Below are 18,057 nucleotides of genomic sequence, written 5' to 3' on the forward strand. Positions count from 1 at the left end.
GTTATTAGAAGAAGTCATCGGTAAATGCCAAATCAATGGTGACCTTATAGCGCTGCACTTCGATATTTAGGTCTTTGTCCTTCAGTACCAAGAAGTAATCTTTCTTACGGTCAAAATCAGTACCGGACAATGACAGTCTGACCTGTTTTACCCGTTCCGCAACAGAGTCGGTAGTGCTATCAAAAGTCAAAGTTTCTTCACTGGAAACTTTAAGATCCCCATCATAAATGGCAATGGATAAAGTCACTGGCATGACCAGCTCACTGACAGCTTCGGTTTGCATCAAATCAAACTTCTGGATGTTATTGACCATCTTCAGCGTGGATTTGGTAGAAATGACCTCAACTTTACGCTTGGTCCGCTGTCCAGCCTTTTCACCACGTAGCTGTTTTACCATCAGTACCGGTACCACAATTTCCTGAGGCATGATGCCGCCATGCACGAAACGTGAGCCTCCTACAAAATGGAAACGGTTCGCCCCTTTTGGAATCCAGAAATCAGTCGCAGATAATGTGCCTGCCGTAGCTTGGGTTGAGCCTTTCCAGGCTTCCTTGCTCTCTGGTAAACCATGCCCAATCACATAGCGTTTTTTGCTCTTCAATGTATTGGTAGGTTTTTCAGTCAAGCTTGAACGATCCGCAGATTCCAGTTTACTTTGCTGGAATAAGAAGCCATGGTCGGCTGTAATCAATAGGGTGGAAATATTAAAGTGCATTAAAATTTTACGGCTGAGTTCAGTCAGTTCTTCAATAGCATGTTCCACCGCCATAAAGGTTTCTGATTCTGTCGAGGCGCTGTCGCCGCGTGCATCAATCACGTTGTGATAAACGTAAATCAACTCATAGTCTTTCAGCGCTTCACGGCCTTCATCACGCGACCAGCCTTTTACCATTTCAGCGGTTACTGCCAATCCATTATAGGCAGCCAGAATTTTGGATCGTGCTGCAGTCCCTTTGCTAGATTGCCCATCTACTAAAACATCATCCCCTGCGGCCTCTTTGTATTCCAAAGTCTGATGCGGCAACAACGAGGCCATGCCAAGTGTGGTGTAACTTGGGACAACACCCAGCTGTGAAGACAAGGTCGCTTCAGAATAACGCTTTTCATTGATACGATCACGCAACTCTACCGCAGCTTCATAACGGAAAGCATCACTGATAATTACCACAATACGGCGTTTCGTTGCAGAATTGAGTAAGGGTCTGACGTGGGTATCGTAGAAGTTCTGCTGATTTGGGATATCTGCCACTTTCCAGACATTCAAGCGTTGCTCAGCTTCTACACGCTCGCCCCAGTTTCGTGCCAAGTGGTCAATAAACCAGTAGGAATAGCAATTTTCGACTTCTTCATCGAGTTTTTTCAGGATATCGACATGAGCGCGTTGAGAAGCAGCACTGTAGTGGCGATAGGCCATATCAAAGCGATACAACTCCTGCTCGTAGGCTTTATACAAGGCTTCGCTAGAGTCGAAATAGAAACCGGCATCAAACAGCAGTCGCAGGCTGAACAGCTCAATCGCTGCCTGCAACGCTGTATAGACGGTGCGGTATTTACGGCGGGTTGCATCGTCCTTATGTTTGGACGCCCAATAGCCATCCAGACGGGTAGAAATAATCGTTCTGAAATGTTCCAGTTCAGCTTTGGCTGCTGCAGGGATATGACTGGCCAAATCAACAATGATCTTTTGTTCAATCACTTCAAAAGTCATGACATCGAGCAGCTGCTCAAGATCAAAAGCCCCGACCTTTTCTTGGATCCGCAGTGCATTAGCCACGGTCTGGGAGAGTGTATCGAAGGTTGGGTAGTATTTGGAGCTGTCTCTCCAGCGCGACAAAAAGGCTCTGGCTGTTGCACGGGAGCTGACGGATGACATCACCAGTTCCTGAGCCCATAGCGGTATATCGCCCAGGCTTTCACAGAAACCTGTAGTCATCAAACGGATAAAGAACGTACCGAGCTTGAATGGTGCTTCCCCATTCAATTCTTCAACCGATGCTGGATAACCAATTTCCGCCTGTAATGCGGTGACTAAAGCTGGCACCAGTTGGAATTTTTCCAGTTCAGCAAACGATTCCGGATTGACTTCCAGAGCCAGGTTCTGCTGTACCATTTCATCTGCTAGTGCTAGAACGATATGCATGAGTTCGGCACTGTCAGCTTTGACCACAGCCGCAATCATGGCCATATCCAGATCCTGTTCATCTGCATCAGACTGGATATAGCGTTTCAATGTACTCAGACGGGCTTTGGCTTTAAGGAATTCTTCACGTTTGGCCAGATGTTCTCTTAGACTCTGCTGCTGTAAACCCAGCTCATTGAAAATAATCGAGAAACGATCGGCATAGAAGCTGCGTGAATACAGCTTGATGTCCAGTAACCAGTCTTTTTCGGTTTCAGGCTCAGCACTGGGGAAATACAGCAAGTATTTACCCTGCTGATCCTCAAGTTCCAGTTTAAGCTTGATCGCCAAACTCGACTCTTCTGCCATATTCAAAATCTGGACATCATTTAGCTTTAGGGCTTTGATTTCTTCAGTAAATGAATGCTCTGCATCGTACCAAAAGACAATTCGGTGCTGTTCAGTATAAAAGGCTTGTTCCAGGCCTTGCTGTAGTTGACTTAAGTTCATGCAACCACCTCTACATCCTCTACTGCTGGAGCAAGTGGAATTTGGTCAACATGTAGCAATTTTGATTTAAATGCATCGTCACCTAAAATAATATTCCAACGATTTTCCATAAACTCTAAAAGAGTAATACCACGTTCGTAAATTTCTTTCGGTGCCCAATCATCTTGAATATTGACTTCATTTTCAGATATAGAACCGTTGTAATATCCCACACCGCGTCCATTATTTTTTTTCAATTCAAATGCATCATTTTGCAACGATGAGTTTTTTGAACGGGATAAAGGCAACAAATTTCCTAGTGAATGGACCAATAATGTTTTTTGTTGGCTATCTAAATAGCCAAATTTATTCATCCAATATGGATCAGTATCTGTTTGTGGGTAGATATGCTCTAATGTGACATGATCCTTCATACGCGAAGTAAATTCTTTCCAATCTAATTTACTTGTAGATTGCTTTCCTTTAGCTTTCAGCGCTTGTTCATACTCGAATAAAAAGTATCGAACCCCATCCCAACGATAGAAACCTGCTTTTTCTAACTCATAGTTTTCAGCAATATATTCCAAAAATTTGTTTGCTGAAAAATGACGTTCTACCCAATTGTTTAAGTCATGCACAATTCCTTCCGTTGTAATCTTATGATTAAGATAATCTTTCGATTTACTCAGGAAGTTCGAATCACCGGTATGTCCTCTACGGCGACTTAAGGTGAAAATTGTGAAAATATATCGCTCTATCGCTTTAAGTAGCGTATTGGTTTCATCGAAATTATTACCACGACAAAATGCAGCCAGAATAAGTGGTTTAAATGATTTATAACCAAGACGAACCAATCTATCGACTAACTTTTTATTGCTGTCATCGTTATAGTCTTTTAAAGGATAAGATGGGTTATGCATGTAGAACCAAGGCCTAACAGCTTGTTGTAAGCTCATGACATAATCATTGATTTCCCCTACGCTTAACTGATCATTGTCATTTTTAGGATGTGTTACATTTTGAACAGTAAATTTTTCATCCAACAAATAGTCTCGATAATCATCACCAGTTTGTCGACTAAATTTAAAGTACATTACCCAGTGATTTCTTAAAAACTCCTCATCACTCAGCAATTTATCTGGATTACGACCTAAATACTCATAAATTGTTTTCCAAGTCGCATTAATATTATTTCGTAATTCTGACCTACCACTATGCTCTGGGAAAAGTGTGGATAGATAAATTAACCTATTTTTTAACAATTCTAGATTAGATAGTGGTTTACCACGATTGTTCATCGTTTCAAATGTAACAAATACATCTATTTCTGCATCAATCTCATAAAGATTAAACTTAAACTTTTGCGTCAATTTTTTATAAATTTCAGCAATCTCATCTAACTGTAAAGTTTCTAATTTATCCTTAAAAAATTGCTTTGCTTTTGCAAGATTTCGGGTATAGAAGGTCTGCTCATCATTATTCGTTGCGGATTTCTCTAAGAACACTCCTGTTCTTAGAAATTCATCACTTGGATTATCTTTTTCATATCCAAAAAGATAAGATTTACGCAATCCAGTTGGTGCGATATGCAGGATATATTGCTGTCGAATTTCAGCTACAGTCTGGAAGTTTAATTCAGAGCCTTCTGGAACTGACTCTAGTATGGCTTGAATTAAGATAACTGAAGTCGTTAGGCGTTGTTGCCCATCTACAATATAAAATGGCTTATACCCTTTACCATCAATAATCCAAAGATCACTTTCCCAACGTTTCCAATACTCATCTGCAACGGGCTCTAAGGTAAGTACACCTGTATAATGAACGCGTTCAGGACTTAAATGAATTAAGTCCTCCCAAAAGTCATTCAGTTGATGTTCTTGCCAAGCATATCCGCGTTGATAATCAGGAATTCGAATAATTCTATGCTCAAAAATACTGCTTAATGTTTTTAAAGCATTCATCATTTCTCCCCCGTAATCGCTTTGACTTCAGCCAACAAGTCGCCAAACTTGCCATAGTTCACTTTCACCCCATCATCCAGATCTAAGTGAATACGCTGATCGGCAAAGTGACGCAGTTTTTCTTCAAAGCTACTCAGTTCAGCCTGTTGCTTATGCAAGTTTTGTAGTTCTTTTTCTTTACGTTTGATTTCAGCAGCAGAATCACTGTTTTCGATTTCACTTTGCAAAGAGTTAACCATCGCTGTCATTTTTGAAATCAGTGGCATCACGTATTCAGTACGCATACGCGCCAAGGTACTTTCGTTATAACGATGCAAGTACACCAATGCCTGGAAAGCCCCCTGTTTTCCACTGCTGAATAACCAGTAAATTGGACGCTTTTTATAGGTCTGCATGTGGTCTTTATAGAACTTGCTGGCGAGGTAACGGCGGATGGTGTCTTCAGCTGTTTCACTGGCTTTTTTGTCCAAGCTTTCTGCCAGCCACAGCATATTGGTATCCAGTGTGTCTTTACCCCAAACAGCAGTTAGGAACTCTCGAAGACGATGGGTGGCATCGTCTTCGAACCAGTGCATTTCGGTGAGTGGAATAATGCCGTCAGCATCGGCTGGGAATGTTTTATAACGGCTGGCATCAAAGTCTTGATTGCCTGTATGAGCATAGATCAAGCCGGGTTCATCTAGGCTATAACGTCCCATCATACAACCCAGTGCATAAGACACTAAACGCTGACTGTCTTTTTCACGGTCGGCACGGGTAAGGGTAATTTGCTCATCTGGTACATCTGGCGTGAGTTCATTCTGCAAGCCATAGGCATCAATAAATAGCTTATTATTTTCTTCTTCCAACCGTTTCATTTCACCCACGGCGTCAGCATTTTGCTGTTGCCACGTATTAAAGGCTTGTTCTAAGGTTGATTGGTTAGTACGAATAATTGGGTTTTGAGTAAAGTCCCATGAGGTTTCGTAGGAATCCCAATCAAATTTAGCAATTGAGATAAGACTTTTAACTATATTCTCCGTATTGATGGAAATATAGTTTGGCCCTAGCGTTAATTTTCGAAAATCACCAGACTGAAAGTGTAAAGTAGGATTTAAAATTTTCGACCAATAATCAGCAAATTTAGTATTTAGTAAACCCAATCCAATATAAGTTAGCTTTTTGTCTTCATAAAATGCTGATGGTCCTGCTGCATCAAATAGGAAACCTTCTGGCAGTAATCTACCCGCTAACTTTCCACTTGTAACATCTGACCAAGTTATGCCAAGTTTTAAATAATATTCTTCACCTCTAGTACAGGAATTACTTTCAGATTTAATTCTTCTGCCATTAAATTCCCAGTCTACTAAAAATTCGTAATTACCATACCATTTTCTATAGGAACCTCCTTTATTATATGGAAACCATTTTAAGTTTAGCTTCGTAATATTTATTTCATTCCATGATCTTACATAATTATTGTTATTTCCTGTCTGGACGCCATTTGAAGAGACAGCAAGGCTTCCCATGTTTGGAAAAGTCGAAAAAGAATTACGTACCTTATCACTCACCCAATAAGCAATAGGACTTCCAGGTATTTTCTTAAAGTCATCTGGTTTTGCTGTTTTTAGTCGTTCATTTTGTACAGGGAATTGTTTGGGGATGCCAAATTCATTTACATCATCATTTTCACAATAAGAAAAACTACCTGCATAATTACTAATATGGTTATTTAGCATGACAGTAGCAGCCGTACCAAAGGCAATTCCCATCACCCCATTACCCATATGCACCATACAAGACAAGGTTCTATCCTGTAGCAGTTTTTCACGCATTGCTTCATAAGATGACAAGAACATCCAACTTTGCATGGTCACCATGCTGTTAAAGCCACTTTCTTTACACCAAGCAAACCCACGTTCAATAAACATGCTGAATAAATCAGATTTACTATCTGGGAACTTTTTCTTAGCAAAATCTTTTAAGATTGCATTCATTTTTCCTCCACCCATATAAGGTGGATTCGCAATCACGGCATCATATTGTTTAGCCAGTAATTTAGCTTGTTGTAGTAAAGGCAATAACTCTTGTGCTGACTGCTGTGCAAAAATATCCCCTGACTCTAATGCTTTATTCAGCTTGCTTTCTAAATCAGGTAGTTTCTTAGCGAATGCTTGAGGAATTTGAATCAAAGAACCAAAGGTAGAAGCATGTTCAAATAGCTCCAGCAGCTCTTTTAAATCTGTCTGGGCAATACCAGTACTGGCTAAATCCTGAGAAAATGCTTCTAGTCGTTCTGGCTGACTATCCTGTAACGCAATAATATTTAACTTCGGTGGATTACTAAATAAACGGCGGTCATCCTCACGCGCTTTCATCAACAGCGCAAAACTGGCGAGCTGTGCCGCACGGGTATCAATATCAATGCCGTACAGGTTATTTTCCAGAATCAAACGTGGAATATCACGGCTACGGTAACCACGTTCCAAATAAATCGCTTTCAAACAGTCATAAGCTTCCACCAGAATATGCCCCGAACCACAGGCCGGATCCAGTACGGTAATACTTTCAGGATTTAAAGTATCACCATCTTCACTGATGCGCACATCAATCAGTTGTTTTAACTGGGCATTGACCTCATCGGTCTGTTCCGCTGGCTGAATATAGTATTCCCATTCACTGGCAAGCGTACTATCAGGCTGTGCCATCATCCATAGACGGCCGACACTGTTCTGTACCAGGTATTTTACAATCCAGTTTGGGGTGAATAACTGTGTCGCTGCAGGAATGTCTTCACTCTTGACGACTTTACCAATCACTTGATCTTTCTTTTCAGAAATATAGAATTGATACAACCAGCCAATAATTTGCACATCCGACCAGTCTTCTTCCGGAATGCTGCTCACTAAATCACGGATCAACGAATCGGTTTTGGTAAGATTATCCGGTAACAGTAGTTCAGACTCATCAGAAACCTGTTCAAACAGGAGTGGCATCACCTGATTCAACGCATGACACTGAGCCAGTAACAGCTCACGATACAGCTCTTCGTCTTTATTGCCATCCAGCTTTAACTCAGCCACACGGCTGGCATCTAAACCCGGTAAGTCAATATCCAGACATTCTTCCAGAATCTGCGGTAACCCAGCACTGCCATCGGCACTACTCAGTACACGGCGACCATGATCCAGTAAGCCTTTGCATTCCATGTAGCGAATCGCACAGAGACGGTTAAACCAACTGTAAGCGATATAATCAATCGTCTGCTCAAAACTGCTGGTTTGAATGCGTTTGATCAGCTTATCACGTGGTTTCATGACGGATAGCGGAAAAACCTGATCGCCAATCAGCAGCAAGTCGCCTTTCTGTTCAGCCGGTAAAATGCTGTCTGCGGTGATGCCATATTTGGCGGCCTGCTTGCGCATCGCTGCGATAAAATCGTTACGTGCTTGCGGTGCGTATTTTTTAATATTACTGGTATTCATCTTTAAACCTTTAATTAATGACTGATGCCGATATCCCTAAGCCCTGTTAGCGGATACGCACACGCTTTTTATCACTCACAATTTTTTTCAATTCAGCTTTGAGTGCGTCTACAAACTGATCCACTGATTCTTCTGTTTCCAGATAGACACTGCTGGAGGTTTTGCTGTAAATGCTGGCGACATCGACTTCCACCACCGGTTTCGGTGGAACTACGGCTGTCACAGGCTGTACCGGACTCGCAGCAGGTGTTGATGTATCTGGGCTGGAGGTGGTTGCAGTGTTGGTTACACTCTCTGCTTTGCTCTGAGCCAGTTGTGCCGTTTTGGTCTGACGCTGGATTTCCGTACGAACTTCGCTTTCCAACTCATACAAGACTTCATCAAAACGCTCCACGGCGGTTTGGGTTTGCAGCATATAGATGGTGGACAGGCTAGTTTCCACTTCAATATCCGTTTTAAGCAGTTGTAGTGGGCGTAATAGCTTGTTACTCAGCTCAGCGGTAGCGATGCCACTGTTTTTAATCTCAGCTTCTAACTGCTTGATCTTGTCATCAATGTGTTCTATCGCCTGATTACGCTTCTCAGTCAGCAATTGCTCATTGATGCTTTCCACTGTGCGAACCAAATCAGCCACTTTATTTAACAGGCCATAGGGCGATTCAAGGGTGAAAATACGATGTAATTCGGAGAGGGCTTTTTTTGCCACCTCATCACTGCCCAGCGCCTGTTTGTTTTTCTCAAAATGACGTAAGGCCTGTTGCAGTTGCTGCCAGCTCGGCATCTGGTTAGTGAAGAACTCATGAATATCACGATAATCTTCTTCCAGATCCAGATAGTCGTCCTTGTTCTCAACCACTGCCTTAAAGAAATCGAAGCTGTCGCTATTAGCCAGCAAGCGCTCCAAAGTCAGAATCGACTTTTCAATCACTTTCTTGCCCGGGAACTGCCCGACATCAGTTTTGCTTTTGTACGACTTAAAGTTGGCTAACCAGTTGTTAAAATGTTGGGTATAGAATTCAAACAGCTCTTTCTCAGTCGCTGGCCCCATGGCCGAGAATAGGTCTTGGGTCAGTTGGCGTGCCTGTTTCAATACCTGATCATCAGTCTGGCGTTTTTTAATGATCGACACATCACGGCGACGGCGGCTGTTTTGTAAAGGCTCAAAGGCATCTTTTAACTGTAAGCTGCCGCCATTTAACTGCAGTGAAATCCGCCCCATTGCCGCCAACTGACCCACCAGCAGTAAAATCTCGGCATCCGGCCAGCCATAAGGACGTTTGGCAAAACGATCCACCACATCCGAGACCAGAATACGCTCTGTACCAGTGGCCCGTAGTGCAATGTACTGCTCCACTTCCTGTAGGGCTTTGGGATTGCTCTGACCGCCATCCAGAGACAATCCGAGCTGCGCCATATCATCGACAGTCAAGACGGCGTTCAGTTCACGCCAGGCATCCTGCTGATAGACCTGCAGATAGCTCAGTTTGGTATAAGTATTTTCCAGCAGATAACGACAGGCCTCATCCAGCTTGGTGATTGGACTTGAAGATGAAAGTTGTAGATGTTGACCCAAGGCATAACTTTCCGCCTCCAGCAACATTTCTTCGACCCGGACACGCAGGCGTTTTTTACGTTCTTGGTTCTCACGACCACGGTCTGCCAGAATACGGGAAATATCGGACTGAGTGCCATCATCATTTAAGCGGATGAATTTATTGGTTTTCAGCCAGGTGCGCAGTTCATTAAAGAACTGTTTATCGTCTGCCAGTTTAAACAGTATCTGCCCTTCGGCCTGAGTACTTTTACCAATACAGTAAGCTTCAGTGTAGAGGTTATATTCCGTATCTAGTGGAGAAATGATTTCAACTTTCAAATCGCTCTCATACTTCCCATCCAGGCTATGGCTATCTAGGAAACGACCAATCTGATAGTCCATCTTGTTGGCTTGATGGCGGTATTTGTTCTGATCGCGCAGTAAATCTTTAAAGATCAGATTGGCTAACTCTTTATTTTCTTCTGAAGCTGCTAAGTCAGTGGCTTTGATTTTTCGGGTAATATCACGTTCTTCATTGGTCAGGAACAGGAACTCATCGCCATTCCTCGTAATCAGGCTCTCTTTTTCCAGACGCTGCAGGCTCTCTTCAATCCGCTTGCGCAATGCCAGCTTATCTTCATCAATTTTCTCAATCGACAAAGTCACCAGGTTATCCAGCGTACCTTTGATGATATCGACATAGCGGATCATGAACAGGGTACGCAGCATCTGCACATCAAAACCATCCAGGGTCTTATTCTGCCCTGCCTGGTCGATGGTACGCTTCACTGCAGTATCCAGGAAACCTTCGACTGAAGTATAGAAGCGGTGGAAAGGAACCAGGGCACCGACTTCATCTGTAGCAATCGCATTCGCGGCCATCTGGAACGCATCCAGCATGGACCGTTCACCATAGGCCAAGTGTGCACCGGTCGCACCGACTTTACGGATTTCTTCAAATACTTTTTGCACCAGCTGGAAATGGTACGGCGCAAAAGGATAGTTATGAATAAAACTTTCTGGCCCCTCATAGTTCTTGAGGGTTGGGCCTGAACGGTCAAAGGTAATCTGATTTTTTAAGATATCGCCCTTTTGCTCAAACACCGATCTGAGCAATGCTTCAGCTTCCGGGGTTTTACGTAATAAACGTTTCTGGATGACTTCATCGGTATTGGAACTGGACAGTGATAAACGGGTTTTAAAACGTCCAGCAATCTTGGAGAAGTCATTGGCTTTGGAAGAAGACATCTCACCTAAAACAGCATCGATGTCTGCCTGTGAGGTGACGATAATCCAAGCGCGGCCTTTACAGATCGTACCCAGGTTTTCAGTAATGGTTTGCAGTGTCAGCATCAAGCGGGTATCGCTGCCAATAAACTGCCCCACTTCATCCACCAGAAACAACATGCGTTGCTGGGGTCCTTTGCTGTCCAGGTATTCTTTCACCCACTGACAGAAGTTTTCGACCGAAACACTAAAAGTCTGCTCAGAATCCTCAAACCACTTGTGTGCCGCTTCTGCTGATAAGTTGAGGGCTTGGGAAATTGCGGTTTCGACATCATCCTGATAGAACTGATAGCCGTCACGTTCTTCTAGCCAAGACATGCCGCTAGATTCTTCAAAAGCCTGTTTAAAGCGCTCATACACCCCTTTCTGGCTCAGGTGACGTTCCATATGTGCAATATGTGGATGATCGGCACTAAAACCCTGATACTCGTTAAACACGCGTAAAAACACATTCAGAATCGGATTGCCGTCATCATTGGAACTGGCTTTACTGTCGATGTTAAATAGGATGACATCGGCATGATGGCTAACGGCCTTGCCAATATCCGCACGGATAAACGCATCACGGATTTTGCTTTCATCAAAGAATTCTGCAGCACTGCGTTCGTTACCTTCCGCGTCACGTGCCACTTTATTGGCCAGAATATACGATAAGGTTTTCAGGAAGTGTGATTTACCTGAACCAAAGAAGCCTGAAATCCATACGCCGACACGATTGGCAATCGAAGGATCGCTTAGGTCTGTACCATAAGACTGGAAAAAGTCCCGAAAATGCTTTTCCAGCTCATTGGTGACCACGTATTCATCGAGTTCCTGATATACCGTGGTATTGTCATTCTGGTCTGCCTTGACCACCCCGTTTATCGCACGATCTAATGGCTTGTAAAAAAGTTCTTTAATGTTCATCTCAATCCATTCCCCCGAATTCTTATTTCTATTTGCCGTGTTTAAGGCACCAATCTGAATGCTCTGTAGTAATTGTTGCTTGGAATTTTTCCAAATAAACTCATCGCTTGACCGTCGTAATAACCTGGGTAAAACAGCACCACTGGCTTATGCCCCAGTAACGAATGCAAACTATTCAATAAGTGATGGGCACGTAACAGTGGCCAAACCGACCCAACCCCAGTCATCAACACAATATCTTGCGCATTGGTGGCATATTTACTCACCAGATACGGCGCGAACTTATCCATATGCAGTGGGCCCTTTAAGGCTTTGAGCAGCGCTTCATCGCCTTTGGCTTTTTGCATTTGAATGGCTTTATCGATGAAGTTACGCTCAGCCAGATAATCCACCACGGCTTGCAGCAGGTTGATATTCACCACCTTCAGCTGACTGTGTTTTTTCTCCAGCATCCCGTCTAGAAAATGCAGATATTCGCGCACTTTCAACTCATCTTCAGGTGCATAATCAAAAATCCAGAAGCCAATTTCATTACCCAATCCTTGTCCAGTGAGAAACTCAGTGGAAAGAATTCGCTCTGGAATCTGGTTCAGACGCTCATGTATTGTTTGACTCATTGCTGCCCCTCTACAACTAACGCGCCCATACCGACACTTCCATAGATCTTTTAATGCGTTGTTTATAATGTTCTTCCAACAGGCTACGCAGCTCTGCTCTGACGATCACGCGCTGCAACTCCAGCTTACGGGTACTTTTTAAGTAACCGGCTTCTGCCAGCATGCGAAACACCACCTGCCCCATTTTTTTCTTGCTGGACTCTTTCCAATCACAGATATCCGGATCGCGTTGTGAGCGTTCATCCAAAAAATCTGACCAGATATAACTGTCCAAGTATTGCGCCTGAGAGATATAGGCATCCCTCATCACCGTTTCCATAAACTCAAGCAGCAACAGGTTGCGTTCCAGTGCGCTACAAAAAGCCACCTGGGTCGCCAGCTCATCATCCCCATCACGTAGTGCTTTCCAGAAATCAGGCTCTAAGCGCTCCAGACGCTTACGAATAGCGGTGGCATTGCGTTGAGCTGAAGCAGGCGTTCTTTTTTGCAGAATATTGTCAATCTGAATGGCCTGATGCCATTGTTCTGGAGTCGCTTCTCGTAATAACAGATCCGCGATCAGCCGGCTTTCACGCACCATCAGGGAACCACCAATCAGGTCACTGTCATAATGAAATTGTTCTAACATGGCCAATCTCCTATGAAGCTTGATCAAACAGGTAAGACGACAGCTTTTCGATATCTGAACCTTGTAACACTAAGGTATATTTCAAGGCATCTTCCGCCTCAGCCAGCGTGATCGCGGCCTGATATCGCTGCAAGGTATAGTGAGCCAGGGCTTTTTTCACCGGAATCTGTAATCTGCCATCAGGCATGCCGAAGTCTTTTTCGACCAGCGCTTGTTGTGATGAGTTCAATTTTGGATTAGGGATCAGCGTCAGTACAATTTCTTCATGCCATTGCTGATCTTGAGCAGGGTCTACTGACTCAATCGCCACCACAACAGGTGTACGATCAATTCTGGAGAGTAAAAAGTCCTTAAACTGCTTGCTCTGATGGCAATAGGCACGGACATGCCAGCGAAAACCGGTATACACCAGGGTATGTGGGGAAATCATGCGTTCATGCCACTGCGGATTCTGCATCGAGGCATAAATCATTTTTAAAGTACTTTGGTTGCGGCAGGCACGCAAAACTTCCCGAATCACTTCAGGACGTACACTGCGATCAGGTAATTGAACTGCTGCAAGATTCGGTTCTGGCATCGCAATCAGCGCATGCGATTCACTGACCAAGCCCGAGAGCATATTGAGATATTCATTGATATGCGCTGTAGTCAGTACAGGCTGGAAGCTGGCCTTAGGCACATAGCCTTTTACGGAGGGGTCATGAATCAAGGCATCGGGGTTATACAGCGTATTATAGCGCTTGATATCCGCAGAAGCCTGCTGTCGACTCAGCCCAAACCAGCTCATTAAACGATTGGTAACCAAACGGCCTTCCCAGTAAGCAAGCAGCTCGATGGCTCGCATTCGAAGAAGCACTTCATGCTTATCTGTCGTCATATACCAATCAGTCAATAAATAGCAGTTTTAAGATTACCCCATAGCAAATATACAGTAAAGATTTTTGACGGTATTTAAAGGTAGTATTGCAATCACCAGATAAAAAATATACTAGTATCCTGATGATAGCCGTCAAAGTACGATCTCTAGCAGATCATGGATCCTAGTATAGCGCGTGAATTGAGCTAAGTTTTAGAATGAGAGCAATATGGGTTTTAGATTTCGTAAAAGTATTAAATTATTCCCGGGTTTTAAAATTAATCTGACCCATAAAGGCATCAGCAGTGCCAGCATTGGCAAACCTGGTGCTTCTCTAAATATTGGGAAAAAAGGTACGCGAACCAGTGTCGGTATTCCAGGTACGGGACTATCTTACTCTAAACACCAACCTTACTCTAAAAAGACCCGTGTTCCACAACCGACATCGCTAGAACACACGGAATATAATCCTCAGAGTTTAGAACAACCGAAGACAAAGATCTGGCCTTGGATCATTTTTGGAATATTGTGTTTTATGGTGGGTGCCGTCATTTTTTAGCAAGAACAGCATTGTATTTTAATCAAAAAAAATGCCCACATGGATGAATGGGCAAACTAAGGAATTAATATCCTTCAGAAACTCCAGCGCAATTCTCGCTACTTTCAGTAAGCGACTCTGGCTCAATCATGAGGGTCTGACTCAATCGAATCGAGGTAAATCGATCCATCACAATTGGAGCAGAAATTATGCTTGAATACATTCTTGGATGATGCTGAAAAGTCTTTGAGCTTTAATCAATAAATAAGAGTATTCATGTCTACCCTCAACTTTACTTATTTTCAGATAGCAACCAATCGAGAGCACTCATTTTTACAATACCATTATAATTTGCTTCAGCCCCTATCGTGTCTAAGGTAAGTAAATATTTGGGATACGAATCAGAAATTTTCTGTAATGGACGTAACTCTCGGCTGAGTGTCTCCTCATTGAGCGTTTCTAATGCCACTTGATAATAAGTTAAATTCTGTAAAGTATCGACAGCAACAAAATCAATTTCATATTCATCAACCCGCCCTACATAGACCGTATAACCTCGTCTGATAAGCTCAAGATAAATTACATTTTCTAAGATATGACCTTGATCAGCATTAGCATCAGGCAACATAATCCGGCGCAATCCGACATCAACTAAATAGTATTTTTCAGAGGATTGTAATAACTCACGCCCGCGTACTTTAAATTGTGCGGCACTATAAAATAACAAACTGTCCTGTAAGCCCTGAATATAGCGTTTTACTGTTTCAAATGAGATTTTAACCCCACTTGAAACAAAGGTATTTTTAATTTTATTGATGGAAATGGGTGAGCCTGTCACGCTTGCCAAATATCTTGCGACACGCTCGAGAGAGTTAATATCGGCCGTATTCAAACGGGGAATAACATCTTTAAACATTACACTGGCATAGACCGCTTGCAAGTAATCATAGGTTTCCTGCTGACTAGTCATGGCAAGCGTATAGGGGAAACTACTGTGCGTGTACATGGCATACAAATCACGATTGGATAATTGTTGGATGATCGGATTATTTTCAATATGCCACTGTTTAAACTCTTGGAATGAAAGGGGTAAAACATGTTGCTCTATATAGCGTCCTGTGAGTAAAGTCGCAAGTTCTCCACTCAGAAAGAATGCATTTGAGCCTGTAATATATAAATCGATATAAGCTCGAACATATAAAGAGTCGACTACTTTTTCAAAATTAGTAACATGTTGTATTTCATCTAAAAAAACATAGTTTTTTTTGCTTTTATCAACTTTAGACAGTACATAATCATGTAGTTTACGGTAATCTGTGAGTTCTTCAAATTCCATAAATTCGAAATTGATAGCAATGATGTTTTCGGCTTGTACACCCTGTGCTTTTAGGTCTTGTTGAAACATCGCTAACAAGGTGGATTTTCCAGAGCGACGTACACCCGAAAGCACTTTAATGACATCAGGGTTTTGCCATGTATTCAGAAATTTTAAGTAGCCATCACGTCGAATATTAGCGCTTCTCATTATTTACACTTAGAATCTAAAGTTCTAATTAATTCTATCAAAGTTTAGAACCTAGATGTAAAAATATTCAATTTAAAAAAAAGTTTAAAGTTTAAGTGAAACATTCAAAGCTACTGTTGAAGCATGCAAACAGTAGATCTGATAAAAATCCAAATTCTGTCTTTTTAATTATTTTCCATGTCATGTTATGTCATTGATGCTGCGACTTAACTGCTATATAAATTAAGTGAAAAGTAAAAGGAATTAATATGTTAACTAGAGTGGAACTCATTTTTGTTGTGCTGATGGTCTCAGCCTTAATCCTAATTGCTTATGAAATGCTAAAAGGTTTATTTTAGAGCATCTATACAATTTTTGATCAAAAAAAGCCCACAGAGGGAATCTATGGGCGAAACTAAGGACCTTGACGGTCATTCAGAAACTACAGCTAGTTTCTGGTTGTGATTCTGGACTGAATTAAAAATAACCACATTGGCTGAATGTATCAAAAGTTAAATCATGTGATTGATCATTGATACATCTGCGAAAATGAGCTCATCGCTCTGCTGCTCAATACAGTAATTCACCAAACAAATCCGCTCTAATCTCTTCCAGGCTCAGATTTGATTTCATTCTATTACAGATTGGATGAACCAGCAGACCATTCTCTAGAACGCCTTACCCACCTACGGCTTTGGCAATCCGATGATCCGATTCAGTAGAATCAAGATAGATCAATCCATCAAAAATGAGGCAAAAATTATGATTACCCACCAAAAAATTGTGCTTAAGCAGACTCTTGGTTAATGTCGAAAAGGCCTTGGGATTTGACCGAGAAATTGGACTAATCGACTCCACATATCCCACCACATGCTTGACGACTGCATCATCATAACCGCCCAAAAATCTTTCGACATAGAACTCGTTAAAGTTGATGTACTTGAAGGCCTTAGACATGGACAGAATAAAGGTATTCAGGCATTCCTCATCATCAAAATCAACCTCCATTTCCAAGCTTAAGCAAATAAAGGCTTTATAGACAATTTGTAGCCGATCATAGCCCTTGATACCACTGCCGAACTTTCCAACCGTTTCGGTGGTCGCCACGGGGAAATTGGCGATCAAGAACTCAATACTACGGCGTACCCGGGTGAAGTCTTTGAAAATAATCGTTCGATGATGAATCTGCATGAGGCTTTCATGAATTTCATACACAATTGAAAACCATGCAAGAAAAGAAGTAATCTGAAAACGTTGGTCCTATCAATCGATAACGTATGGATCAAATTGAAAGTAAAGAAAAAAATCAAATTCGCGGATTCCCAGGCCTTGGCTTGGCAAATCAGATATTTGACAAAGCCAAGGCCTGGGCCCCTTAGGTTGAACGATATATGCTTAGGCTATTTGCTCAAGGAAGGATGCTATACGGCTTCTAGTAGCATATTAAATGCAAGGTATGATGTGATTTTTTTTGGCACTATTGATACCTAAGTCTCTATTATTAATTGATAAATGAGCTGCAAGAAGTTTCCTATTCAGGTAAATGATATTCATGCACACGTAGGGCTTGACTCGCCCTTAAAATAGCGAGAATGCGCCACTAAATTTGTTCAAACCTTTGTGTAATAAAGCGTGCGTAAGTCATATTTACTTAGATTCTGATAAGTTGCCCTTAAAAAGTAAACATATATATGTTTGTTTGGTTTTATCCTATAGATAAGTTAAGGCTAATGGTCTAAAAGAACTTTTTACATGTTTACTTTAAACACTAAACTTATGATCTCTAATCACCAAATATCGTACACTCAACCACGCAAGTACCCATCGCACAGCGCTTAATGACGCTTGTTGAGACATAATTCTAAAATAATCATATTTATTATGTTTCATCACTATCGGAAAAAACTGATGTTCTGTAAGGATTGAAAGCATAGGTTCATCCTCTGCCGTAAAATGCATCAATACTTTTGTTACATTACTTTCATACAACCATTTTTTTATTAACCAATTATAAGTTTCTGATTGATTTTGTTCTAAATAATCAAATCGCTCTAAAATCTCTTGTGCAGAATTAAAATCTACAGCACTTAGTAATTCAGGCAAACGTGCTAACTTTCCTTGTGTCGATAATGGATGTCTTCCTATATTTGAACC

Annotated in this window: 10 protein-coding genes and 1 pseudogene; 1 reads left to right on the forward strand and 10 read right to left on the reverse strand. The window is 42.0% G+C overall.

The window, feature by feature from the left end; all coding sequences use genetic code 11:
- Positions 1-4: 4 nt before the first annotated feature.
- The 7 genes from pglZ to AVJ20_RS15835 are packed head-to-tail and all read right to left on the reverse strand — an operon-like array spanning position 5 to position 13,882.
- Positions 5-2,629 (reverse strand): BREX-1 system phosphatase PglZ type A, encoded by a 2,625-nt coding sequence (gene pglZ, locus AVJ20_RS15805; RefSeq protein WP_005021613.1) that lies wholly within the window; start codon positions 2,627-2,629, stop codon positions 5-7.
- Complete coding sequence (locus AVJ20_RS15810) at positions 2,626-4,569, reverse strand: DUF262 domain-containing protein (RefSeq protein WP_010116437.1); 1,944 nt, start codon at positions 4,567-4,569, stop codon at positions 2,626-2,628. The genes pglZ and AVJ20_RS15810 overlap by 4 nt, the downstream gene beginning before the upstream one ends.
- Entirely contained in the window at positions 4,569-8,033 is a 3,465-nt protein-coding gene (pglX, locus tag AVJ20_RS15815) for a BREX-1 system adenine-specific DNA-methyltransferase PglX (protein WP_111885888.1), read from the reverse strand. The genes AVJ20_RS15810 and pglX overlap by 1 nt, the downstream gene beginning before the upstream one ends.
- 46 nt (positions 8,034-8,079) lie before the next feature.
- The gene (gene brxC / locus AVJ20_RS15820; RefSeq protein WP_111885889.1) at positions 8,080-11,760 is read right to left on the reverse strand and encodes a BREX system P-loop protein BrxC; all 3,681 of its coding nucleotides are present in this window, start codon (positions 11,758-11,760) and stop codon (positions 8,080-8,082) included.
- Between the two features lie 41 nt (positions 11,761-11,801).
- Entirely contained in the window at positions 11,802-12,377 is a 576-nt protein-coding gene (locus AVJ20_RS15825) for a DUF1788 domain-containing protein (protein WP_002010699.1), read from the reverse strand.
- A gap of 16 nt (positions 12,378-12,393) precedes the next feature.
- Complete coding sequence (locus AVJ20_RS15830) at positions 12,394-13,005, reverse strand: DUF1819 family protein (protein ID WP_005021604.1); 612 nt, start codon at positions 13,003-13,005, stop codon at positions 12,394-12,396.
- Between the two features lie 10 nt (positions 13,006-13,015).
- Positions 13,016-13,882, reverse strand: coding sequence for a WYL domain-containing protein (locus AVJ20_RS15835; RefSeq protein ID WP_005021602.1), 867 nt, complete (start codon positions 13,880-13,882; stop codon positions 13,016-13,018).
- Positions 13,883-14,090: 208 nt separating this feature from the next.
- On the opposite strand from AVJ20_RS15835, the gene AVJ20_RS15840 reads away from it, so the two are divergent.
- Positions 14,091-14,420 (forward strand): DUF4236 domain-containing protein, encoded by a 330-nt coding sequence (locus AVJ20_RS15840; RefSeq protein WP_111885890.1) that lies wholly within the window; start codon positions 14,091-14,093, stop codon positions 14,418-14,420.
- 271 nt (positions 14,421-14,691) lie between these two features.
- Here AVJ20_RS15840 and AVJ20_RS15845 read toward each other — a convergent pair whose 3' ends face one another.
- The 3 genes and pseudogenes from AVJ20_RS15845 to AVJ20_RS15855 form a co-directional block, all read right to left on the reverse strand.
- The gene (locus AVJ20_RS15845; RefSeq protein WP_111885891.1) at positions 14,692-15,924 is read right to left on the reverse strand and encodes an ATP-binding protein; all 1,233 of its coding nucleotides are present in this window, start codon (positions 15,922-15,924) and stop codon (positions 14,692-14,694) included.
- Between the two features lie 549 nt (positions 15,925-16,473).
- Positions 16,474-17,163: pseudogene (locus AVJ20_RS18775) on the reverse strand (HNH endonuclease); the annotation flags it as partial.
- Positions 17,164-17,664: 501 nt separating this feature from the next.
- The coding region (locus AVJ20_RS15855; protein WP_162689788.1) for a hypothetical protein at positions 17,665-18,057 on the reverse strand (393 nt) is incomplete at its 5' end.

This window comes from Acinetobacter sp. CFCC 11171, assembly GCF_003268405.1.
GTDB classification, from domain to species: Bacteria; Pseudomonadota; Gammaproteobacteria; order Pseudomonadales; family Moraxellaceae; genus Acinetobacter; species Acinetobacter amyesii.

Coding starts and splice junctions, on each gene's coding strand:
- pglZ (WP_005021613.1), bottom strand. CDS start 2,629: ATGAACTTAAGTCAACTACAGCAAGGCCTGGAACAAGCCTTTTATACT.
- AVJ20_RS15810 (WP_010116437.1), bottom strand. CDS start 4,569: ATGAATGCTTTAAAAACATTAAGCAGTATTTTTGAGCATAGAATTATT.
- pglX (WP_111885888.1), bottom strand. CDS start 8,033: ATGAATACCAGTAATATTAAAAAATACGCACCGCAAGCACGTAACGAT.
- brxC (WP_111885889.1), bottom strand. CDS start 11,760: ATGAACATTAAAGAACTTTTTTACAAGCCATTAGATCGTGCGATAAAC.
- AVJ20_RS15825 (WP_002010699.1), bottom strand. CDS start 12,377: ATGAGTCAAACAATACATGAGCGTCTGAACCAGATTCCAGAGCGAATT.
- AVJ20_RS15830 (WP_005021604.1), bottom strand. CDS start 13,005: ATGTTAGAACAATTTCATTATGACAGTGACCTGATTGGTGGTTCCCTG.
- AVJ20_RS15835 (WP_005021602.1), bottom strand. CDS start 13,882: ATGACGACAGATAAGCATGAAGTGCTTCTTCGAATGCGAGCCATCGAG.
- AVJ20_RS15840 (WP_111885890.1), top strand. CDS start 14,091: ATGGGTTTTAGATTTCGTAAAAGTATTAAATTATTCCCGGGTTTTAAA.
- AVJ20_RS15845 (WP_111885891.1), bottom strand. CDS start 15,924: ATGAGAAGCGCTAATATTCGACGTGATGGCTACTTAAAATTTCTGAAT.